This is a genomic window from Streptomyces sp. NPDC091272 (assembly GCF_044757485.1).
Taxonomy (GTDB): Bacteria; Actinomycetota; Actinomycetes; order Streptomycetales; family Streptomycetaceae; genus Streptomyces.
The window spans coordinates 144629-166597 of the sequence record NZ_JBIVVC010000008.1; the positions used below are offsets into that span (position 1 = coordinate 144629).

A 21969-nucleotide genomic window follows, 5' to 3' on the forward strand; every position below is an offset into this window, starting at 1 on the left:
CGAACCTCCATGAAGGGTGATCGGGTACCGCCGATCACCTTCCACGGAGGGTCAGGGGTGGCGCAAGAGGACCGCGAGAAAGAGAAGTTGGACTTGCTGACGCCGACTCATGGATTCTTGGAACCGAACCCTCCGGCAGGACGACCGGCCGCGTCCGGAGGTTTCAACGGGCCTTCGGCGGCTCAGGGACGAGTCGCCCGCCATCGCCGCCCTGGCGGCTCAGGGACGAGTGACCCGCCGCGGCTCCGGTGGCTCAAGGACGCGTCGCCCACTCCAGGTCCAGCAGTACGGAGTGGTAGGGGCGGCCCGTCGCGTGGTCCATGCCGATCTCGCACATCCGGTTCGCCGAGAGGTACGTGTCGTACTCGCGCCGCCCGACCTCGGCGGCCTCCCGGGCGGTCGCCGACTCCGTGAGCTCCTGGTGCAGCATCCCCCGGTCCCCGGCGAACGCGCAGCACCGCAGGTCGTCGGGGACCACCACCTCCTCCGCGCACGCCTCGGCGACCGTGCGCAGCTGCGCCTCGTCGCCCAGGTGCTGCATCGAGCAGGTGGGGTGCAGGACGGCGGATCCGGTGCGGCGGTGCACGGTCAGCTCGGGCAGCAGCTCCTCCGCGGCCCAGACGGTCGAGTCGACGACGGTCAGCGCGGCGTGCCGCTCGCGGTTGTCGTCGGTGAGGTAGGGCACCACCTCGTCGGCGATGCCCAGCGTGCAGGACGAGGCGTCGACGACGAGGGGCAGCCGGCCGCCCGCCGTCCAACGCCAGGCGGCCTCGACGATGCGGTTCGCCATCACCGTGTTGCCTGTGACGTACCCCTTGGAGTGCCAGATGGTGGCGCAGCAGGTGCCGGTGACGTCGTCCGGGATCCACACCGGCCTGCCCGCACGCGCGCAGAGCGCGACGACGGCTTCGGGCAGCGAGGGGCCGCGGTGTCCCTCGGGCTCGCCGAAGATCCGGTTGACGCACGCCGGGTAGTACACGGCGACGGCGCCGGTACGAGAGGTGTGCGGGAGGTTGCGGGCCGCGGCGCCGGGGATCTCGGGCAGCCACTGCGGTACGAGGTCGGGGCGGACCGCCTTGCGTGCGAGCCCGGTCACGGCGGCGAGCAGCCGGTCGGAGATCTTGTCGGCGGCGGCCACGGCGAGCCGGGCCGAGACCTCCACGGCCTTGAAGTTCTTGGCGGTGCGGGCCGCGACACGCTCCTCGCGCGGCGAGTGACGGCGGTGTCGGAAGTCCTTCATCAGGGCGCCGGTGTCGATGCCGACCGGGCAGGCGATCTTGCAGGTGGAGTCGCCCGCGCAGGTGTCCACCGCGTCGTACCCGTACGCGTCGAGGAGGTTCTCACCGACCAGGGACCCGGCGGGCTGGCGCATCATCTCCCGGCGCAGCACGATGCGCTGACGGGGCGTGGTGGTCAGGTCGCCGCTGGGGCAGGTGGGTTCGCAGAAGCCGCACTCGATGCACGGGTCGGCCTCGGCCTCCACACGGGGGATGGTCTTGAGGCCGTGCAGGTGGGCCTCGGGGTCGTGGTTGAGGACGATGCGCGGCGCGAGCACGCCGTCAGGGTCGATGAGCTGCTTGGTGCGCCACATCAGCTCGGTGGCCCGCGGGCCCCATTCCAGTTCCAGGAACGGGGTGATGTTGCGGCCGGTGGCGTGCTCCGCCTTCAGCGAGCCGTCGAACCGCTCCACCGTCATCCGGCAGAAGTCCTCCATGAAGGCCGCGTACCGGCGTACGTCGGTGGGCTCGCCCGCGTCGAAGGCGAGCAGGAAGTGCAGGTTGCCGTGCGCGGCGTGACCGGCGACCGCGGCGTCGAAGCCGTGCTTCTCCTGGAGTTCCAGCAGGGCCTCGCACGCCTCGGCCAGCCGGGACGGGGGCACCGCGAAGTCCTCGGTGATCAGCGTCGTGCCCGGTGGGCGGGCCCCGCCGACGGCCGTGACGAACGCCTTGCGGGCCTTCCAGTGACCGCCGATCGTCCGCGCGTCCCGGGTGAAGGTGTTGGTCACGGACGGCACCGGTGCCACGAGCTCAAGCCGGGTCAGCACCTCGGCCGCCGCCCGCTCGAACGCCTCCTGCCCGGCCTCGTCCGGCGCCCGGAACTCCACCAGCAGGGCTGTCGTCTCCTTCGGCAGGTCCGTCCAGTCCTGCGGCACGCCCGCCACGCTCACCGAGGCGCGCAGCGTGTTGCCGTCCATCAGCTCCACGGCGAGCGCTCCCGCCTCGTTGAAGTGCGGGACGGCCGCCGCGGCCGCGGAGAGCGAGGGGAAGAACAGCAGCCCGGAGGAGATCCTGCGGTCCAGCGGCAGGGTGTCGAAGACGACTTCAGAGATGAAGCCGAAGGTGCCCTCGGAGCCGACCATCAGACCGCGCAGGATCTGCACGGGCGTCGATCCGTCGAGGAACGCGTCGAGGCGGTAGCCGTTGGTGTTCTTGATCTCGTACTTGGCGCGGATGCGGCGGGTGAGCTCCGGGTCCGCCTCGATCTCCTCCTTGAGGGCCAGCAGACCCGCACAGAGGGCGGGCTCGGCGTGCGCGAGGTACTCGTCCGCGCGCGGGTCGCCGGTGTCGACGACCGTGCCGGTCGGCAGGACGAAGGTGAGCGAGGCGACCGTGCGGTAGCTGTTGCGGGTGGTGCCCGCGGCCATCCCCGAGGCGTTGTTGGCGACCACCCCGCCGACGGTGCAGGCGATGGCGCTCGCCGGGTCGGGGCCGAGCACCCTGCCGTACCTGGCGAGCGAGGCATTGGCGCGCTGCACCGTGGTACCCGGCTGGATGCGGGCCCGCAGGCCGTCGTCGAGCACCTCGACGCCCGACCAGTGGCGGCGCACGTCCACCAGGATGTCCTCGCCCTGGGCCTGGCCGTTGAGCGAGGTGCCGGCGGCGCGGAAGACCACCTCGCGGCCCTTGCCGTGCGCGTACGAGAGGACCGCGGAGATGTCGTCGATGTCCTCGGCCACCACCACGACCTGTGGCACGAACCGGTACGGGCTGGCGTCCGCCGCGTACCGCACCAGGTCGGACACCTTCCACAGCACCTTCTCCGCGCCGAGCACCGCCGTCAGCTCTCGGCGCAGCGCGGTGGGAGTGCCTCCGGCCAGCGCCGCGGGCACCCGGTCGGGGGCGGGGTCCTGCGGCACGGGCGGGCGCAGGGCCTCCGGCTTCGGCTCCAGGAGCGGCATGGGCGGCGTCCTCTCAGGGGCTGTGGTGTGCTCGGCTCAACAGGGGTGCGTGCCCCCGTCGATCAGGGTGGAGATCAGGCCGCCGAGCTGTTTGCGCTGCGCGGCGGTCAGTGGAGCCAGGATGTCCTCCACGGCGTCGCGGCGCGCGTTGCGCAGGTCGCCCAGGGTGGTGCGGCCGGTGTCCGTGAGTTCGATGCGTATCACCCGGCGGCTGGCCGGATCGGGCACCCGGCGCACCCGGCCCTGCTCCTCCAGTGCGTCCACCAGAGTGGTGACGGCGCGCGGCACGACCTCCAGACTGTGGGCGAGGTCGGTCATTCTGGGAGCGGCGCCGTCGGCGCCCTCGGGCAGTGAGAGACGTGCGACGACCCGCAGCAGCCGCGCCTGGCCGGGCGTGATGCCGATCGGCTCCAGCTGGCGCTTCTGCGCGCGGTGCAGTCGCCGGGTCAGCCGGAGCAGCTGCTCGGCCAGCATGCCGTCGTCGGCACGGGTGTCCGGACTCAGCTGCTCCTCCGGTCGCGCCGGACGGGTTTCCGCGATGTCGCTCATACCGGGAACAATAACAGGACCTCGTGCATTGTGAGTATAGGTAACAATGAACTAAGCTCTGGAAGCCCCCGCTTCCCGCCGTTCTTTCCTCCGCACCCTCCGAAGGAGCCCATGAACCCCGAACGACACGCGAACCCCTGGACGCCCCCCGATCCCGAACCGGGCAAGCAGCAGCCGCCCGCCGAGATCCGCCGCATCCTGCGCCTGTTCCGTCCCTACCGCGCCCGGCTCGCCCTGGTCGGCCTGCTCGTCGGCGCCTCGTCGCTGGTCGGCGTCGCCTCACCGTTCCTGCTGCGCGAGATCCTCGACGTCGCGATCCCGCAGGGCCGCACGGGCCTGCTCACGCTGCTCGCCGCCGGCATGATCGTCACGGCCGTCGTCACGAGCGTCTTCGGTGTCCTGCAGACCCTCATCTCCACCACGGTCGGCCAGCGCGTCATGCACGACCTGCGCACCGCCGTGTACACCCAGCTCCAGCGGATGCCGCTGGCCTTCTTCACCAGGACCCGCACGGGCGAGGTCCAGTCCCGGATAGCCAACGACATCGGCGGGATGCAGGCGACCGTCACCTCCACCGCGACCTCGCTGGTCTCCAACCTGACCGCCGTGGTGGCCACCGTCGTCGCGATGCTCGCCCTCGACTGGCGGCTCACCGTCGTCTCGCTGCTCCTGCTGCCGCTCTTCGTGTGGATCAGCCGCAAGGTCGGCCACGAGCGCAAGAAGATCACCACGCAGCGGCAGAAGCAGATGGCCTCGATGTCCGCCACGGTCACCGAGTCGCTGTCGGTCAGCGGCATCCTCCTCGGCCGCACCATGGGCCGTTCCGACTCCCTCACCAAGAACTTCAGCGAGGAGTCCGAGCGCCTCGTCGACCTGGAGATCCGGTCCAACATGGCCGGCCGGTGGCGGATGTCGACCATCGGCATCGTCATGGCCGCCATGCCCGCCGTCATCTACTGGGCCGCCGGCCTCACCATGAACGCGGGGGCGCCGGTCGTCTCCCTCGGCACGCTCGTCGCCTTCGTCTCGCTCCAGCAGGGCCTGCTTCGCCCCGCCGTGAGCCTGCTGTCGACCGGCGTCCAGATGCAGACCTCACTCGCCCTCTTCCAGCGGATCTTCGAGTACCTCGACCTCCCCGTCGACATCACCGAGCCCGACGAACCGGTCCGCCTCCCCGCCCCCAAGGGCGAGGTCCGCCTTGAGAACGTCGACTTCGCGTACGACGAGAAGTCGGGCCCCACCCTCTCCGGCATCGACCTCACGGTCCCCGCGGGGGGCAGCCTCGCCGTCGTCGGTCCGACCGGCTCCGGCAAAAGCACCCTCAGCTACCTGGTGCCCCGGCTGTACGACGCCACGGGCGGCCGGGTTACCCTGGACGGCACCGACGTCCGCGACCTGGACTTCGACTCCCTGGCCCGTGCGGTCGGCGTCGTCTCCCAGGAGACGTACCTCTTCCACGCCTCCGTCGCCGACAACCTGCGCTTCGCCAAGCCCGACGCCACCGACGAGGAACTGCGCGCCGCCGCCGAGGCCGCCCAGATCCACGACCACATCGCTTCGCTGCCCGACGGCTACGACACCCTCGTCGGCGAACGCGGCTACCGGTTCTCCGGCGGCGAGAAGCAGCGGCTGGCCATCGCGCGCACGATCCTGCGCGACCCGCCGGTCCTCATCCTGGACGAAGCCACCAGCGCCCTCGACACCCGCACCGAGCACGCCGTGCAACAGGCCATCGACTCCCTCTCCGCGGGCCGTACCACCATCACGATCGCGCACCGTCTGTCCACCGTCCGCGACGCCGACCAGATCGCGGTCCTGGACGCGGGCCGCGTCATGGAAATCGGCACGCACGAGGAACTGCTCGCCCAGGACGGCCGTTACGCCGCCCTGGTGCGCAGGGACGCCCGGCTGACGCCTGCCGGTACGGAGGAGCCTGCGCCGACGGCATCGGCGGCCCCGGCCGAGCTTCAGGCCGCGCAGAGCGAGACCGTCGCCGTCACCGCGTCCTGATCGCCATGTCCTCGGGTCACCCGGCGGGGCTCCGCACACACGGCGACGCCGCCCCTGCCCCTGGGACGGGGGAGAGACGGCGCCGTGGTGATACCTCGGTCAGACCAGCCAGCCCAGGAAGTGGAAGGCGCCGGCGAGAAGGTCGGTGATGAGGTTCATGATCTCGGGTTCTCCTTGAGCTGCGTACTCGCGTACTCGTGCATGTGTGGGACTGCGCAAATCACGGTCTGCAGCCCGTTGCTTGCGCCCCGTAAGCATCGTGCGCACACGGGAGTTGAGCAAGGAGATCCAGTACGATCACGCGTTCCAGCGAACACCCGAGCCCATGTTCGTACGTTCCCCCGCGGTCCGCCGGTCGGGTGGTGACCGGGGAGCCTTCGCCCCGGGCGGTTAGCGTTCCGGGTATGGAGCTCAGGTCCCAGGAAGTCTCGCCCCCGCCGCCGCGACGCAGGTCCCGGCGCCGTCGGCTGGTTCTGTTGGTGTCCGTCCTGGCCGTTCTCGGCGCGGGAGCGGCGCTCCTCCTGCTGTGGAAGAAGGAGGGCGGGGAGCACGCCACGTCCCTGACGGTCCCGGAGGGCCGGCGTTCCTCCCAGGTGTACGAGGCGGTGGACCGGGCGCTCGGCGCCGCGCCCGGCACGGCGAAGAAGGCCGCCGCTTCCGCGAACCTGCCCCTGCCGGTCGCGGCGGGCGGCAATCCGGAGGGCTATCTGTTCCCGGCCACGTACCCGGTGAAGGACTCGACGACGGCGGCGAGCCTGCTCAGCTACATGGTCAGGACGGCGAACGAGCGCTTCGGCACCGGCCCGGACGTCCACCGGGACGTCGTGGTCGCCAGCATCGTCCAGGCGGAGGCGGACACGACGGCCGACATGGGCAAGGTCGCCCGGGTCATCCGCAACCGGCTGGACCGTGACATGCCGCTCCAGATGGACTCGACCCTCAACTACGCGATGAACCGCAGCACGCTCGACACCACGCACGAGGACACCCGGCTCGACAGCCCGTACAACACGTACGAGCGCAAGGGCCTGCCCCCGGCCCCGATCGGCAATCCGGGCCTGGAGGCGCTCCGGGCGACCCGCAATCCGCCGCCGGGAAACTGGCTGTACTTCGTCACGGTGAAGCCCGGCGACACCCGCTTCACGGACGACTACGAGGTCCAGAAGCGCAACGTCGCGGAGTTCAACGAGATCCGCAAGAACGGGTGAGCAGCGAGGGTGCCGGGCTCACACCGGCACTTCCGCCAGGTCCTGTGACTCCGGCACGTCCTGTGCTCGCGCCAGGTCCGGTGCCCCCGCCAGGTCCTGTGACTCCGCCAGGTCCTGTGGTTCGGCCCCGTCCGGTGCCCCCGCCCCGTCCGGTGCCCCCGCCCCGTCCGGCGCCCCCGCCAGGTTGTGTGCTCGCACCAGGTTCTGTGCTCCCGCGCCGTCCCGTACTCCCGTCCCGTCCCGTGCCCCCGCTCCGTCCCGTGCTCCCGTCGCCCTGACCGCCTTCGCCCGTTCGACCACCCGCAGGGTCTCCCGCACCGCCGACCTCCCCGCCCGGTTCGCCCCGATGGTGCTGGCCGACGGGCCGTAGCCGACCAGGTGGATGCGCTCGTCACGGGCGACCCTCGATCCCTCCAGCCGTATCCCGCCGCCGGCCTCCCTCAGCCGCAGCGGCTTCAGATGGTCGATCGCCGCCCGGAACCCGGTCGCCCAGAGGATCACGTCCGCCGGCACCTCCGGGCGTCCGTCGTCCCACGCCACGCCCGTCTCCGTGATCCGGTCGAACATCGGCAGCCGGTCCAGGACCCCGTTCGTGCGTGCCGCCCGGATCGCCTCGGTCACGGGCAGCGCCGTCACCGACACCACGCTCTCCGGCGGCAGCCCCTCGCGCACCCGCTCCTCGACCCGTGCGACGGCCGCCCGCCCCCACTCCTCGGTGAACTCGCCCTCCCGGAACACCGGGGGCCTCCTGGTCACCCAGGTCGTCGCCGCCGCGAGCGGTGCGATCTCCATCAGGTGCTGCGTCCCGGACGCGCCCCCGCCCACCACCACGACCCGCAGGCCGGCGAACTCCTCGGGTCCCGGGTAGTTCGCGGTGTGCAGCTGGCGTCCGCGGAAGGCGTCCTGGCCGGGGTAGCGGGGCCAGAACGGCCGGTCCCAGGTACCGGTCGCGCTGATCAGCGCCCGCGTGGCCCAGACACCCTCGGAGGTCTCGACCCGCAGCCGTCCGCCGTCGCCCTCCCGCACGGCCCGCACGTCCACCGGCCGGTGGACGTGCAGGGCGAAGGCCTCCTCGTACTCCGCGAAGTACTCCTGGACGACCTGCGACGACGGACGCCGGGGGTCGGCGCCGGTGAGCTCCATCCCGGGCAGCGCATGCATGCCGTGCACCTTCCCGTACGTCAGCGAAGGCCAGCGGAACTGCCATGCGCCGCCCGGCGCCGGGGCGTGGTCGAGTACGACGAAGTCCCGCTCCGGCACCAGACCCGACCTGCGCAAGTGGTAAGCGGCCGACAGGCCGGCCTGCCCCGCGCCGACGACCACGACGTCCGCGTCCCGCACCCCGGTGTTGTTCATGCTTCTACCAACAGGGCGCGGGCCGTAGATCTTCCGTGGTTTCCGCTACAGCTACAGCTACAGCTGCAGCTGCGGCGCCACCAGCCCCCGCCGCACCAGCTCGGGACGCACTCCCTCCCCGAACCAGTAGGCCTCCTCCAGGTGCGGGTAACCGGACAGGACGAAGTGCTCCACACCGAGCGCGTGGTACTCCTCGATCCGGTCCGCCACGTCCGCGTGGCTGCCCACCAGGGCGGTCCCGGCCCCACCTCGTACCAGCCCCACACCCGCCCACAGGTTGGGCGAGATCTCCAGGCCCTCCCGCGACCCGCCGTGCAGCGCCAGCATCCGCTGCTGCCCCACGGACTCGCTCTTGCCCAGCGCCTCCTGCGCCGCGGCGATCGCGTCCGGGCTCAGGTCGTCGAGCAGCCGGTCCGCCGTCGCCCACGCCTCGCGCGCCGAGTCGCGCGAGACGGTGTGCAGCCGGATGCCGAACCGCACCTCGCGTCCACGCTCCTGGGCAAGGCCGCGAATCCAGTCGATCTTCTGTTTGACCTGGGCAGGCGGCTCGCCCCAGGTCAGATACACATCGGCGTGGTCAGCGGCGACGGGCCCGGCGGCCGGTGACGACCCGCCGAAGAAGATCTGCGGCAGCGGGTCGGGCGGCAGCGCGGTCAGTCCGCCCTCGATCCGGTAGTGCTCACCCTCGAAGTCGTACGGCTTGCCGCCCCACGCCCCGCGCACCACCTCCAGGAACTCCGAGGTCCTGGCGTACCGCCGGTCGTGGTCCAGATGGTCCCCGAACCGCCGCTGCTCGACGGAGTCCCCGCCCGTGACCACGTTCAGCAGCAGCCGCCCCTTGGTGATCCGCTGGTACGTGGCCGCCATGTGCGCCGCCAGGGTCGGCGAGATCACCCCCGGGCGGAACGCCACCAGGAACTTCAGCCGTTCGGTGTGCTGGGCCAGCGCCACCGTCGTCAGCCAGGCGTCCTCGCACCACGTCCCGGTCGGCGTCAGCACCGCCTCGAAGCCGAGCTGCTCGGCGGCCTTGGCTATCTGGGCCAGGTACTCGATGTCGGGCGGACGCACCCCCTGCGCCGGGGTGATCCGCGACCGGCTGATGCCTCCGTCCGTGTAGGCGTGCCGGTCGACGAGCGTGCGTCCGTCGCCGCCGGTCGGCAGGAACCAGTGCAGGTGAACGTTCATCAGGAGGAGGCCTTTCCGTACGAGAGGGGGGCGGTGCCGGAGGAGGGCCGCGACTTGTTGAACCGGGTGTCGACGAAGTCCTCGAAGACGACCTTTCCCGGGATCAACTTGAGTTCGGCGAAGGTGTCGGCGATGGCCTGTTCGGAGGCGATCGCCGCCTTGTCGATCGCGACCGGGACCCTGGTGCCGTTGGTCCGCCGCACCGCGTCGAGCGCCACCTCGTAGGGCAGCCCGGTCTCCTTCGCCCAGACCTTCGCCCACGCCTCGGGATGCTTGAACACCCAGGCCTGGGCCCGCTCAAGGCGATCGATGTAGTCACCGATGGCCTGCGACTTCGCGGAGTCCTTGAGCGCGCCGGGCGAAGCCACCTGGAACGCGAGCCCGTTGGTGATGCCCCGGCCCGTCGTCAGTACACGCGCGTTCGAGGTACGCAGGATCTGCGAGGTGTACGGGTCCCACACCGCCCACGCGTCCACCTTGCCCCGGCTGAACGCCGCCAGTGCGTCGGCCGGCTGGAGGTACTTCAGCTTCACGTCACCGATGCCGAGCCCGGCCTTCTTCAGTGCGGCGACCACCAGGTAGTGCGCGGAGCTTCCCTGGGCGACCGCGATCGACCTGCCCTTCAGATCCGCCGGCTTCTTCAGCGGTGAGTCCTTCGGCACGACGAGGGCCTCACCCTCGGTCGAGCCGTGCGAGGCACCCACGACCGTGATCTTCGAGCCCGAGCCGGCCGCGAAGACGGGTGGCGTGTTGCCGACCCCGCCCACGTCCACGGCCTTCGCGTTGATCGCTTCGAGGAGCGGCGGGCCGGAGGTGAAGGTCGACCACTTGATCCGGTACTTGAGGTTGTCGAGCTCGCCGGCCGCCCGCAGGATGGCCTCCGAACCGCCTTTCTGGTCACCGACGTTGAGAACGACGGAGCCGGTACCGTCGGTGTCGCCGGAGGCTTTGGCCGCCGGGGACCCACCGCAGCCGGTGAGCAACAGGGAGGCGAGGGGAAGCAGCAGGCCTACGGTCAGGAACGGCCGTTTCATGGCAGATCAGGTCTCTCTCTTGGGTGACGAGATGTCGGGGGTGTGCGTGGGTCACACGATGTCTGCGGTCAGACGGTGTTCGTGGGTCACACTGCGTGTGCGGGTCAGAGGGCGTGCGTGGGTCACACGACGTGTGCGGGTCAGGCGGTGTGCACGGGTCAGACCGCGGGTGCGTGGCTCTCGTCGCTGCTCGGACTCGCGACGCGCGAGCCCTCAGGTGTCTCGTCCACGCCGAGCTCCGTCAGCAGTCGTGAGCGCAGTGCGCCGAACTCGGGCGTGCCGACGCTCCGGGGCCGGTCGAGTCCGATTGCGGTCTCGTACGCGATGACCCCGTCCCGCATGACCAACGCGCGGTCCGCGAGCAGCAGTGCCTCGTCCACGTCGTGCGTGACCAGCAGCACCGCGCAGCCGCGCCGCTGCCACAGCTCGGCCACCAGCCGCTGTGCCTTGATCCGGGTCAACGCGTCCAGTGCGCCGAACGGCTCGTCGAGCAGCAGCAGATCGGGTTCCCGGACCAACGCCCGTGCCAGCGAAGCACGTTGGGCCTCCCCGCCGGACAGTGTCTTGGGCCAGGCCGTGGACCGGTGTTCCAGCCCGACCTCCTTGAGAGCCGCCTCCGCGACCTCACGCCCCGGCTTGCCCGGCAGCCCCAGCAGCACGTTGCGCCACACCCGCTTCCACGGCATCAGTCGGGGAGCCTGGAAGGCCACCGCCCGCCGCTTGGGTACGAGTACGGTCCCTTCGATTTCCCGGTCGAGCCCGGCCAGTACCCGCAGCAGGGTGGACTTCCCGCACCCGCTCCGTCCGAGCAGTGCGGTGAACTCGCCCGGCCGCAGGGTGAGGTCGAGGTTGTCGATGACGGGCCGTCCCCCGAACGAACGGGTCAGCCCCTCCACCCGTACCGCCGGGCCGGACTCGTGCGGGCGGGCCCGGGGCGGGGTGCTCACTGGCCGGTGAAGGTCGGTCGCCATTGCAGCAGCAGCCTTTCGAGGAGACGGACGACGGCGTCGGCGATCAGGCCGAGGAACGCGTACACGACCAGGCAGACCACGATCACGTCGGTACGGAAGAACTCGCGTGCCTGGTTCATCAGGAAGCCGATGCCGGCGTCGGCGTTGATCGACTCGCCGAACACCAGCGCGAGCCACGCCGTGGCGAGCGAGTACCGCAGTCCGGTCATCGCACCCGGCAGAGCTCCCGGCAGCACCACGTGGCGTACCAGGCCCCACCGGCCGAGCCCCAACGCCTCGCCCGCCTCGACGAGTTGGGCGTCGACGCCGCGGATCCCGGCATACACGTTCAGATAGAGGTGGAAGGCCACACCGAGTGCGATGAGCGCGACCTTCGGCGCTTCGCCGATCCCCAGCCAGATGATGAACAGCGGGATCAGTCCGACCCACGGCACGGTGCGCAGCATCTGCACGCTCGCGTCGACGAGGTCCTCGCCCAGCCGGGAGAGCCCCGAGAGGAGGGCGAGCACCACTCCCACGACCACGCCGAGCACGAGCCCCACCGCCACCCGCTGGAGCGAGGTGGCCATGGCGTCGGGCAGTGTCCCGTCCGCGATCAGGGTGGCGCCGGCGCGGGCGATGGTGCCGGGCGAGGCGAGCACGTCCGGGTGCAGGATCCCGGTGGCACTGAACACCTGCCACAGCGCGAGCAGCAGCAGCGGCCCGACGGTGCGCCGTGCCCACCGGGGCACGGCCCGCAGTCCGCCCCTCTTGGCACTCCTGGGCTCAACGGCCTCCAGCGTGGGCCCCGGGCCAACCGGGGGAGCGGTTTCCTCCGCAACCGGCAGGGCCGAGAGATCCGGTGGTGCATGGCTGACAGTCATGGAGCGACTCCACAGAGGCAGGGCCCATGGCGCGCCTCAACACCCGTGTGGCCACCGGGTGTTGCCCGGTGAGGTACGACACGGCGGAGTACGCGCCCGAGTGGGCGGGGGAGGAGAGCAGGCGAGGGCGGTCCCGCGACAGGAACAGCCGAAGGCGCGGGAGTCAGGGAGTGACCTGGGCCGGGAGCCGGAAGGACTCACGGGCCGACGGGGTCAGGACCCCGGAAGAAGCAGGAAGGCGTGTGTCAGCAGCCGCGACGACAGGCGGCGGAAGCCACCCGCAGCAGGTCGATGTGACCGCGCGTGGTGAGGTGAGCTGAACGCAACATGGCGCAGAACGTAGCCACCGCGCCTCGGCGCGGTCAACCGTCGTCCCACGATCCGGATGCCGAATCCCGCCTGACGGCCACTTTCGGCCCGGGTGCGCGAACATGGAAACATGGCCGACACATTCACCACCCGCGTCCTGCAGATCACCACGGGCTCCACGGAGACCGTCACCGACCTCACGACCGACTGCGAACGCTTCCTTACCGAGGCCGCCGCCGGCCGTGACGGCCTCCTCAACCTCTTCGTCCCGCACGCCACCGCCGGCATCGCCGTGCTGGAGACCGGCGCGGGCAGTGACGACGACCTCCTCGCCGCCCTCCGCACGCTCCTGCCCGCCGACGACCGCTGGCAGCACCGCCACGGCAGCCCCGGCCACGGCCGCGACCATGTCCTCCCCGCCCTGGTCCCGCCGCACGCCACCCTGCCGGTCGTCGCAGGCCGCCTGGAACTGGGCACCTGGCAGTCGGTCTGCCTCGTCGACACCAACGTCGACAACCCGGACCGGAAAGTGCGGCTGAGCTTTCTCGGCTGACCCGGGGCTGCCGCGGGCGCAGGAACCTCTCGGTCCTAGAGTTGGGGTCATGAGCCGTTGGACCGAGTTGACCGGAAGGGCGTCCGGAGACGATTACGCCGCGCGCTTCGAGGCCCTGGCCCGTGGCGGCAAGGACGTGCACGGTGAGGCCCGGTTCTGTGCGGCTCTCGTGCCCGCCGGGGCGAGGGTGCTGGACGCCGGATGCGGTACCGGACGTGTCGCGATCCGGCTCGCGGAACTCGGGTACGACTGTGTCGGGGTGGATCTCGACGCGTCGATGCTGGCGGTGGCGCGGAAGCAGGCGCCCGGACTGCCCTGGTTCCAGCTCGACCTGGCCGAGTTCGAGCCGGACAGGCCCGGTCTCGCGGACTTCGACCTCGTTGTCGCCGCGGGGAACATCTTCCCGCTGCTCGCCCCAGGCACCGAGGCCACGGTGGTGGAACGTCTGTCCGCGACCCTGCGGCCGGGTGGTCTGCTGGTCGCCGGGTTCGGTCTGGACGAGGCCCACCTGCCGGTGCCGCCGGGTCTGGCGCTGTCGGACTACGACGAGTGCTGCGCCGCGGCCGGCCTCACCCTCGTCGACCGGTTCGCCACCTGGGACGCCGACCCCTACGAGGGCGGCGGCTACGCCGTCAGCGTCCACAGCCGGTAAGCACGGCCGAGCTCGTCCGGCCGGGGTGGAGGCCGGTGCCCGGGACGAGATCGCTGCTCGGGCCGAGGGCCCAGGACGAGATCGTTGCTCGGGCCGAGGTCGGTGCTCAGGTCGAGGTGGGTGCCAGGCCGGGGTTGCAGCCTTGGGTCTTACGGGTCTCAGGTGGTCAGGCTGTCCGCAGCAGCGTGGCGGCTCCCGGACCCGCCAGTTCGCCCGGGTAGCTCCGGCGGCCGGAGACCGCCAGGAGGAGGGCGGCTTTCCGGACCGCTTCCGAACGTCAGTCCGGCGTCCGTCGCCCTCAGCCGGATGTCCGCCACCAGATCCCTGCCCCGCCCATCGACGCGGAGGTGCAGGGGACGACCCGGTGCGTCAGGGGTCTCGCGCGTGCTTTGAGATCCCATAAGGCAGCCTTATGAGGCCATAGAGCGGACCCGCCTACTGACTTAGGTTGCCCTTAGTTTAGGCTTCGCGATGATTCGCTTGCCGCCCCTCGAAGGGAACCTGAACATGCCTCGCCCCCTGCGGGTAGCAATTGTCGGAGCCGGCCCCGCCGGGATCTACGCTGCCGACGCACTGCTGAAATCCGCCGTGGCGGCCGAGCCCGGAGTCTCCATCGACCTCTTCGAGCGGATGCCGGCCCCGTTCGGCCTGATCCGTTACGGCGTGGCCCCCGACCACCCGCGGATCAAGGGCATCATCACGGCCCTCCACCAGGTGCTCGACAAGCCGCAGATCCGCCTCTTCGGCAACGTCGACTACCCGGGCGACATCAGCCTGGACGATCTGCGTTCGTTCTACGACGCGGTGGTGTTCTCCACCGGTGCGACGGCCGACCGGGCGCTCGACATTCCCGGCGTCGACCTCGACGGGTCCTACGGCGCCGCGGACTTCGTCTCCTGGTACGACGGCCACCCCGACGTGCCGCGCACCTGGCCGCTGGAGGCCGAGAAGGTCGCGGTGCTCGGCGTCGGCAACGTCGCCCTCGACGTCGCCCGCATACTCGCCAAGACGGCCGAGGAACTGCTGCCGACCGAGATCCCGCCGAACGTCCACGAGGGACTGCGGGCCAACAAGGCCCTGGAGGTCCACGTCTTCGGCCGCCGCGGCCCCGCGCAGGCGAAGTTCAGCCCGATGGAGCTGCGCGAGCTCGACCACTCGCCGAACATCGAGGTGATCGTCGACCCCGAGGACATCGACTACGACGAGGGCTCGATCGCCACCCGGCGCGGCAACAAGCAGGCCGACATGGTCGCCAAGACCCTGGAGAACTGGGCGATCCGCGACGTCGGGCAGCGTCCGCACAAGCTGTTCCTGCACTTCTTCGAGAACCCCGTCGAGATCCTCGGCGAGGACGGGAAGGTCGTCGCGCTGCGCACCGAGCGCACCGCCCTCGACGGCACCGGCAACGTCAAGGGCACCGGCGAGTTCAAGGACTGGGAGCTCGGCGCCGTCTACCGCGCCGTCGGCTACCTCTCCGACGAACTGCCCAAGCTGCCCTGGGACGTCGCGTCCGGCACCGTTCCCGACGTCGGCGGCCGGGTCGTCGAGGAGTCCGGCGAGCACCTGCAGTCGACGTATGTGACCGGCTGGATCCGACGGGGGCCCGTCGGCCTCATCGGGCACACCAAGGGCGACGCCAACGAGACCGTCGCCAATCTGCTGGCGGACTTCGCGAGCGGCGCGCTGCCCGAGCCCGCGTCGCCGGAGCCGGAAGCCGTCGAGGCGTTCCTCGGCGCGCGCAACGTCCGCTTCACCACCTGGGACGGCTGGTACAAGCTGGACGCGGCCGAGAAGGCCCTCGGTGAGCCCCAGGGCCGCGCCCGCGTCAAGCTCGTCGAGCGCGAGGACATGCTGAGGGCCAGCGGCGCCTGACACCCCCGAAGCGGTAGCGACGCGTGTGCCACTGGGCCCGACACGATCTCGTGTCGGGCCCAGTGGCACACGGGCCGTACGGGAGCCGGGGCCCCGGCCGGAAAGCGGGGAGGCCGGGGCCGTGGCCCCGGCTCCCGTACAGCGGGTTCGGTACGGCGGGCCCGTCGGTCCCGTACCGGTTCGGTACGGCGGGCCCGTCGAACCCCGTGCGGCGGGTTCGACGGGCCGGTGCGAGCGAGGCCGTCGTTGAGTCAGCGGCCGATGCTGATGCGGTGTGCCTGGTCCTGGCGCTCCGCGCCGACGGCGGACTTGTCGACCACGTACGCGGTGCCGCGCGAGACGGTGACGTGGTTCGGGTTGGCGCCGGTGGCCAGGGTCTCCACCACCGCGCCCTTGCGCGGGTCGACGAGCGTGACGTTGCCGGCCGTGCGGTTGGCGACCAGGACCTTGCCGCTGCGCGGGTCGACGGCGACGGACAGTGCGCCCGCGCCCGTCGGGACCGTCTTGGTGACCGCGCCCTTGCGGACGTCGATGACGGAGAGGGTGCCCGCGGTCTGGTCGGCCGTGTAAGCGGTGCGGCCGTCGGCGGACAGCGCAACCGAGATGGGACCGTCGCCCGCGGGGATCAGGCGCGGCTCCTTGGCGTAGGGCGAGACCTCCACGACGCGGTCGCCGCCGAGGTCGGCGGCGTAGACCGTGCCGGTGCGCTCGTTCAGGGCGAGACCGGTGGGCTGGCTGCCGGTGACCGTCACCCGCTTCTTCTCCTTGAACGTGCGCGAGTCGAACGCGACCAGCGTGCCGTCACCGAAGCCGCTCGCCCACACCGTGTTGTGCCGCTCGTCGACCACGATCTCGCGGGCGTGCGCCACGTTCGGCAGGCTCGCCAGGTGCTTGCCGTCGCGCTGGCTGTAGACGGAGACCGAGTTGTTGCGGGTGTTGGTCGTCCACACGGTGTTGTGCTCGTCGTCGACCGCGACTCCGTAGACCGCTTCGACGGCGCCGGTGGCGGCGTCCGTGACCGGCGGCGTGTACGTGGCCTTCACCTTCAGCGTGCCCGGGTCGACCTTCAGCAGCGAGGAGTTGGTGACCGGCGGGCGGCCCACGGCGGCGGTGGCCCACAGGACGTGGTTCCGCTCCGAGTACGAGGACTGGTAGAGGCCTGCCGTGAGCTGCGCGGAGGTGACGGTCGAACCTGCGGCGGGCTTGCCGTGCGCGGAAGCGGTACCGGTCAGCCCGAGGGAGCAGCCGGCGGCGAGGGCGACGGCGGTGGCTGCGGTGCGACGGAAGCGGCGGGTGATGGTGGTCATGCCGAGTCAATCTCCTGAATGTCAGGTGCCTCCGGGTGGGAGGCGGACAGGAATTAACTTAGCTTAGGCTTGCCTAAGTGAAGGACGGAGAGCTGTGTGGCTCCGGTCACACCTGCTGACAACTCGCAGGTGGGCGACGTGGATTGGCTGGTTTTCGGTGCACGGAAAAGGGTTCCCCTCCCGACTTCGCAGCCGGGAGGGGAACCGTGCGGGTGCCGGTCAGGTCTGTCTCAGCTCACCTGCACCGTCACGTCGTCCACCACGAAGGACGTCTGGAGGGACTGGTCCTCCGTGCCGTTGAACTTCAGCGTGACGCTCTGCCCCGCGAACTGGGCCAGGTCGTAGGTCTTCTGCGCGTAGCCTGAGTTGGCGTCCACGTTGGAGAAGCTCTGGAGCGTCTGACCGCCGACCTGCACGGTGAAGCGGTCGTACGCGACGTTCTCGTACTCGTCCGTGTCGATGTGCAGGAAGAAGGACAGCTGGTACGAGGCGCAGCCCGCCGGGACCGTCAGCGTCTGGGCGGCACTGTCGGTGTGCGCCGAACCCCAGCCGTTCAGCCACGCCTTGTAGCTGCCGCCGTGCGGCGGCTGGCCCGCCTGGGTGGTGATGACACCCTCGGACGCCGTCCAGCCCGAACTCCCGCTCTCGAAACCGCTGTTGGTGACGATCTGGCGCGGGGTGCAGCCGGTGCCGCCACCGACGGTCAGGGTGTACGTGGTGCTGCGGGTGCTCGTCCCCGAACCGGTGACCGTCAGGGTGTACGTACCGGCGGCCGTGGTAGCGCCGACCTGTACGGACAGCGTCGAGGAGCTGCCGGACTGGACCGAGGCCGGGCTCAGTGTGGCGCTCACCCCGGCGGGCGCGCCGGAGACGCTCAGCGCGACCTGCTGGGGGCTGCCGCTCACCGTCCGGGTGCTGACCGTCGCGGTGGCGGAGCCGCCCGGGTTCGCGCTGCCGGCGGCCGGGCTGACCGCGACCGAGAAGTCCTGCGCCGGGGTGCCGGTGCCCACCGAGGTCTTCCAGATGCCGTGGGCGACGCCGTCCGCGCTGCGGTCCAGGACCGTGGCGTTGATGTTGCTGGTCGTGTCGCAGGCGCTGTGGTAGCAGGAGTCGTACGCCGCGTTCGCCGTGCCGCCCCACTTCTGGGCCTGCGCGGCGCTCTTGCGGGCGCTCGCCCCCGCCGCGTAACCGGACGTCGGGATGCCCACCGCCTGGAACGAGGCGTCGTCACTGCGGCCCTGGCCCTCGACGTTCTCCTCGGGGGCGAGGTTCAGTGAGGTCCAGTACGCCTTCAGCGGTGCCGCGGTGGTCGAGTTGACGTTGTTGATGAAGTAGCCGGCGTTCGTCGAGCCGACCATGTCGAAGTTGTAGTAGCCCTTGATCGCGGAACGCTGCGCCGCGGTGAGGCGGTTGACGTAGAACTCGGAGCCGTTGAGCCCCTGTTCCTCGTCCGTCCACCAGGCGAACCGCACGTGCTTGGTCATGGTCGGGTTCTTCTGCGCGAGGACCAGCGCGTTCTCCAGGAGGGTCGCCGACCCGGAGGCGTTGTCGTTGATGCCGGGCCCCGCGGAGACGCCGTCCAGGTGGGCGCCGAACATGACCGTCTGGTCGGCGGGCCCGCCGGGCCAGTCGGCGATCAGGTTGTTCGAGGGGTAGGTGCAGGTGGTGCAGGCCTGCTCGGTCACCGTGTAGCCGGCGGCCTGCAGCTTGCCCGTCACGTACGCCAGGGACTGGGTGTAACCGGCGCTGCCCGCCCTGCGGTTGCCGCCGTTCTGGGCGGCGATGGTGGCGAACTGGGCGAGGTGCGCACGGACGTTGTCGACGCCGATGTCCGGCGGATCGTTCGGCTCCTGGGTGCCGCCCACGTTCAGCGCGTAGTCGACCGTGTGCGAGAGCGTGCTGCCCTGGCCCTTGACGGTGATCGTGGACGCGCCGGGCGCCGCGTTCGCGGTGGCGGTCAGCGTCAGCACCGAGGACTGGCCGGACTGCACGGTGGCCGGGCTGAAGGAGGCGGTGACCCCGGCGGGCAGACCGCTCGCGGTCAGTGCCACGGACTGTGCGGAGCCGGTGGTGGTGTTGGTGACCACCGAGGTGGTGACCGAGGCGCTCTGCTGGACGGTCCCGGCGGCCGGGTTGAGGGCCATCGAGAAGTCGTTGTTCTGACCGCTCGGGGTGCAGGTCGGGTCACCGGCCTGGGCGGGCACGCTGATCGCGTCCCACGCGGCCTTGGTCCTGTTGAACAGGTTGCAGGTGGCCAGGTCCAGGGACTTGGCGGAACTCAGCGTCGCCGTGCGGTACTTCCGGTACGACATGCTGCTGGTCTTGAGCAGCATCCCGCCGTAGAAGATCTTGCCCGCGTTCTGGATGCCGACGCCGGTCAGCGTGGACTGGTTGCAGGTGCTGGAGTTCGGCTTCCCGCCGCCCGGGTTGGTGCCTTCGGCGAGCAGGTAGAACCAGTGGTTCAGCGGCCCCGCCGCGGCGTGCGTCTCGGTGCCGGGGATCGAGGAGCTGTAGCAGGCCGGGTCGTTGTTGACGGCCGGCGGGTTGTACATGTTGCGGATCGGGCCGCGGCCCTGGAGGTTGATCATTTCGCCGACGGTGTAGTCGGGGGTGTCGTACGGGGACGGCTCGTTGATGTACGCCTCGGTCAGCGCGCCGAAGATGTCGCCGGTCGCCTCACCGAGCCCCGACTCCTGGCCGCCGGTGCCGCCGGGGGTGTGGGTGTCGATGGCGTGCCCGTACTCGTGGGCGACGACGTCGACGCCCGCTATCCACTCGTTGGCGCTGTTGTGTCCGATGGTGACGGAGCTGCCGTCCCAGTACGCGTTGAGATCGTTCAGGCCCACCTTGCCGGGGAAGGTCCGGCCGTTGCCGTCGACGCCGCCCCGGCCGAGCCACTGGCCGAGCATGTCCCATTGCTTCTGCGCGCCGAACATCAGGTCCACGCAGCCGGTCTCCCTGGAGGTGGGGTTGCCCGTCCCCCAGGAGTCCGTCGACTTCGAGTAGACCGTTCCGGTGCTGTAATCGGCGCAGCTGAGGCCCGCGCGGTTCGGGTCACGCAGGGAGTAGGTGGAGCCGGACGCGGTGGTGCTGATGCTGAGCGGGCCCGGTCCGTTCCACTTGCTGTTGCCGGTGCCCGCGGCCACCTCGTCGTAGCTGTCGACGATCTTACCCGTCCGCGCGTCGACGAAGACGTGCAGCTTGCTCGGCGCCTTCTTCTGGCGCCCGGCCAGTACGGTCTCCCAGGCCAGGGTCTGCCTGTCGTCCTTGACCTTCACCACGAGCCGGCTGCTCGTCACCTTCTCGGTCCTGGTCTGCCTGGCGCGCGACAGCGCCTCGGCCCGCTGCGCGCTCACTTCGGGCCGCGTGGCGACGTCGAGGCGCGTCTGCGACGCCGACTGCAGGGCGCGTACGTTGCCCGCGCCGTCCGCGAGTACGACCGCGTCGCCGCCGACGACCGGAAGGCCCCGGTAACTCCGCTCGTAGGCCACCGAGTAGAGGTCCTTCACCCAGGGCGTGACCTGGCGTCTCTCGTAGGTCTGGGACGCGCTGTTGACCGCGGCGTCGAGACCGCTCCGTACGGCCTGGTCGGCCGCGGCGATCGCCCGCGCCGCCGACGGGGCCTGCGGTTGCTGCGGGGGTTGCGCTGCGGCGGAAGCGGGACTCGTCAGCGTGCTCGCGAGGCCCGCGGTCAGCGCCAGCGCCGCCACGGACGCCGTCCATCTGGTGGGTTGCAACGTCCACTCCGATCGTGGGTGGGGGGTGGGGAGAGCCGTGCGTTGCGGTACGCGCGGATGTGCGCGACACCTCACCTCGGCGTCACACCTGCTTCACGCGTACGTCGCGAGTATGGGCGTGGACATGACGACAGGGGCCATCCCGGAAGGGCATACGGCGCGCGTTATGGGCCCGTGCCCACGAGCGGGGCCCAGGGGGTGCGGGCGCGAGGCAGGCCGGTGACCGGTGCGCGGGTACGGGGTGGGGGCGGGCGGCCGACGGGTTGGTCAGGCGCGTACGACCTGGGGTCCCAACAGGGCATAGCGATGAGCCTCGTTGGCGGGCAGCGAGGTGTCGGTGACGATCGCTTCGAAGTCCCGTACCTCGGCGAACCGGCAGAAGCTCACCGCGCCGAACTTCGTGTGGATCCCCGCGAAGATCCGCCGCCGCGCCGAGCGCATCGCCCGCGCCTTCACATGGCCGACCGCCGGGTCGGGCGTCGTCAGGCCGCGCTCGCGGGAGATCCCGTTCGCCCCCACGTACGCCAGGTCGATCACGAAACCGGCCAGCATGTCCGTCGCCCAGTGGTCGACCGTGGCCAGGGTGCCGCCGCGCACCCGCCCGCCGAGCAGCAGTACCTGGGTGTTGTCGCGCCCCGCGAGGACGGAGGCCGCCGCGAGCGAGGCGGTGAGGACGGTCAGCGGGCGGTCCCTGGGCAGTGCCTCCGCGATCAGCTGCGGGGTGTAGCCCTCGTCGATGAAGACCGTCTCGGCCTCCCCGATCAGCTCGGCGCAGGCGGCGGCGATCCGCGCCTTCTGCGGCACGTGCCGCACGGTGCGGGAGGCGAGTGTCGTCTCGTAGCCCGCGCTCTCCACCGGGTACGCGCCGCCGTGCGTGCGCCGGACCAGGCCCAGCTCCTCCAGGGCGCGCAGATCGCGCCGCACCGTCTCCGGTGACACCGCCAACTCCGCCGCCAAGGCGGTGACTTCGACCTCGCCGTCGTGCCGTGCCCGCCAGACGATCGTGCGCCGCCTGGAGTCCGCATCCGTGACCCGCACCCTGTGCCTCCACTCTCCCGCAGGTCATCCTGCCCGCACGGAGCGGGCATCGAACGGTCGTGGCGGAACCCGATTCGGGCACCCGGCCCCTGACGGAGGGTCACCACACGGTGAATGACCTGCGCCGATGCCCGGACCGAAGCGGGC

15 protein-coding genes and 1 pseudogene are annotated in these 21969 nt (G+C 71.0%); 5 read left to right on the forward strand and 11 right to left on the reverse strand.

The genetic code is table 11. The features are described from left to right. Nucleotides 1–253 precede the first annotated feature (253 nt). Both ACIQM4_RS22900 and ACIQM4_RS22905 read right to left on the reverse strand, forming a co-directional pair. Nucleotides 254–3178: an FAD-binding and (Fe-S)-binding domain-containing protein gene (locus ACIQM4_RS22900; protein ID WP_401594541.1), complete on the reverse strand. Its 2925-nt coding sequence runs from the start codon at nt 3176–3178 to the stop codon at nt 254–256. Nucleotides 3179–3214: 36 nt separating this feature from the next. Further along, a complete protein-coding gene (locus ACIQM4_RS22905; RefSeq protein ID WP_401594543.1) occupies nt 3215–3727 on the reverse strand; it encodes a MarR family winged helix-turn-helix transcriptional regulator in 513 nt (170 codons plus the stop codon). Nucleotides 3728–3838: 111 nt separating this feature from the next. Between ACIQM4_RS22905 and ACIQM4_RS22910 the strand changes: the two genes are divergently transcribed. Continuing rightward, nucleotides 3839–5737, forward strand: a complete 1899-nt coding sequence (locus tag ACIQM4_RS22910; protein ID WP_401594546.1) for an ABC transporter ATP-binding protein — start codon at nt 3839–3841, stop codon at nt 5735–5737. Between the two features lie 404 nt (nt 5738–6141). Continuing rightward, complete coding sequence (gene mltG / locus ACIQM4_RS22915) at nt 6142–6945, forward strand: endolytic transglycosylase MltG (RefSeq protein ID WP_401594548.1); 804 nt, start codon at nt 6142–6144, stop codon at nt 6943–6945. A 270-nt stretch (nt 6946–7215) separates the two neighbouring features. Here the strand turns inward: mltG and ACIQM4_RS22920 are convergent. The 6 genes and pseudogenes from ACIQM4_RS22920 to ACIQM4_RS22945 all read right to left on the reverse strand — a co-directional run. Further along, nucleotides 7216–8301, reverse strand: a pseudogene (locus tag ACIQM4_RS22920) (NAD(P)-binding domain-containing protein); the annotation flags it as partial. A gap of 57 nt (nt 8302–8358) precedes the next feature. Further along, nucleotides 8359–9486, reverse strand: coding sequence for an LLM class flavin-dependent oxidoreductase (locus tag ACIQM4_RS22925; RefSeq protein WP_401594550.1), 1128 nt, complete (start codon nt 9484–9486; stop codon nt 8359–8361). After that, nucleotides 9486–10520: an ABC transporter substrate-binding protein gene (locus ACIQM4_RS22930; protein WP_401594553.1), complete on the reverse strand. Its 1035-nt coding sequence runs from the start codon at nt 10518–10520 to the stop codon at nt 9486–9488. Before ACIQM4_RS22930 ends, ACIQM4_RS22925 begins: the two co-directional genes overlap by 1 nt. 158 nt (nt 10521–10678) lie before the next feature. Then, nucleotides 10679–11491: an ABC transporter ATP-binding protein gene (locus ACIQM4_RS22935; RefSeq protein ID WP_401594555.1), complete on the reverse strand. Its 813-nt coding sequence runs from the start codon at nt 11489–11491 to the stop codon at nt 10679–10681. Then, nucleotides 11464–12354: an ABC transporter permease gene (locus ACIQM4_RS22940; protein ID WP_401594558.1), complete on the reverse strand. Its 891-nt coding sequence runs from the start codon at nt 12352–12354 to the stop codon at nt 11464–11466. The genes ACIQM4_RS22935 and ACIQM4_RS22940 overlap by 28 nt, the downstream gene beginning before the upstream one ends. Nucleotides 12355–12599: 245 nt before the next feature. Continuing rightward, nucleotides 12600–12683 carry a putative leader peptide gene (locus tag ACIQM4_RS22945; RefSeq protein WP_362415960.1) on the reverse strand — a complete coding sequence of 28 codons (84 nt, stop codon included), beginning with the start codon at nt 12681–12683 and terminating at the stop codon, nt 12600–12602. Nucleotides 12684–12793: 110 nt separating this feature from the next. Here ACIQM4_RS22945 and ACIQM4_RS22950 point away from each other — a divergent pair, with 110 nt between their 5' ends. From ACIQM4_RS22950 to ACIQM4_RS22960, 3 genes are all read left to right on the forward strand, one after another. Continuing rightward, nucleotides 12794–13216 carry a YjbQ family protein gene (locus ACIQM4_RS22950; RefSeq protein ID WP_401594560.1) on the forward strand — a complete coding sequence of 141 codons (423 nt, stop codon included), beginning with the start codon at nt 12794–12796 and terminating at the stop codon, nt 13214–13216. A 49-nt stretch (nt 13217–13265) separates the two neighbouring features. Then, nucleotides 13266–13868, forward strand: a complete 603-nt coding sequence (locus tag ACIQM4_RS22955) for a class I SAM-dependent methyltransferase (protein ID WP_401594563.1) — start codon at nt 13266–13268, stop codon at nt 13866–13868. A 507-nt stretch (nt 13869–14375) separates the two neighbouring features. Further along, nucleotides 14376–15740, forward strand: coding sequence for an FAD-dependent oxidoreductase (locus ACIQM4_RS22960; RefSeq protein ID WP_401594565.1), 1365 nt, complete (start codon nt 14376–14378; stop codon nt 15738–15740). 251 nt (nt 15741–15991) lie between these two features. On the opposite strand, the gene ACIQM4_RS22965 is transcribed toward ACIQM4_RS22960, so the two are convergent. The 3 genes from ACIQM4_RS22965 to ACIQM4_RS22975 form a co-directional block, all read right to left on the reverse strand. Further along, nucleotides 15992–17047 (reverse strand): YncE family protein, encoded by a 1056-nt coding sequence (locus tag ACIQM4_RS22965; protein ID WP_401594568.1) that lies wholly within the window; start codon nt 17045–17047, stop codon nt 15992–15994. A gap of 230 nt (nt 17048–17277) precedes the next feature. After that, complete coding sequence (locus ACIQM4_RS22970; protein ID WP_401594571.1) at nt 17278–20784, reverse strand: M28 family peptidase; 3507 nt, start codon at nt 20782–20784, stop codon at nt 17278–17280. Nucleotides 20785–21051: 267 nt separating this feature from the next. Next, a complete protein-coding gene (locus ACIQM4_RS22975; RefSeq protein ID WP_401594573.1) occupies nt 21052–21822 on the reverse strand; it encodes a DeoR/GlpR family DNA-binding transcription regulator in 771 nt (256 codons plus the stop codon). Nucleotides 21823–21969 lie beyond the last annotated feature (147 nt).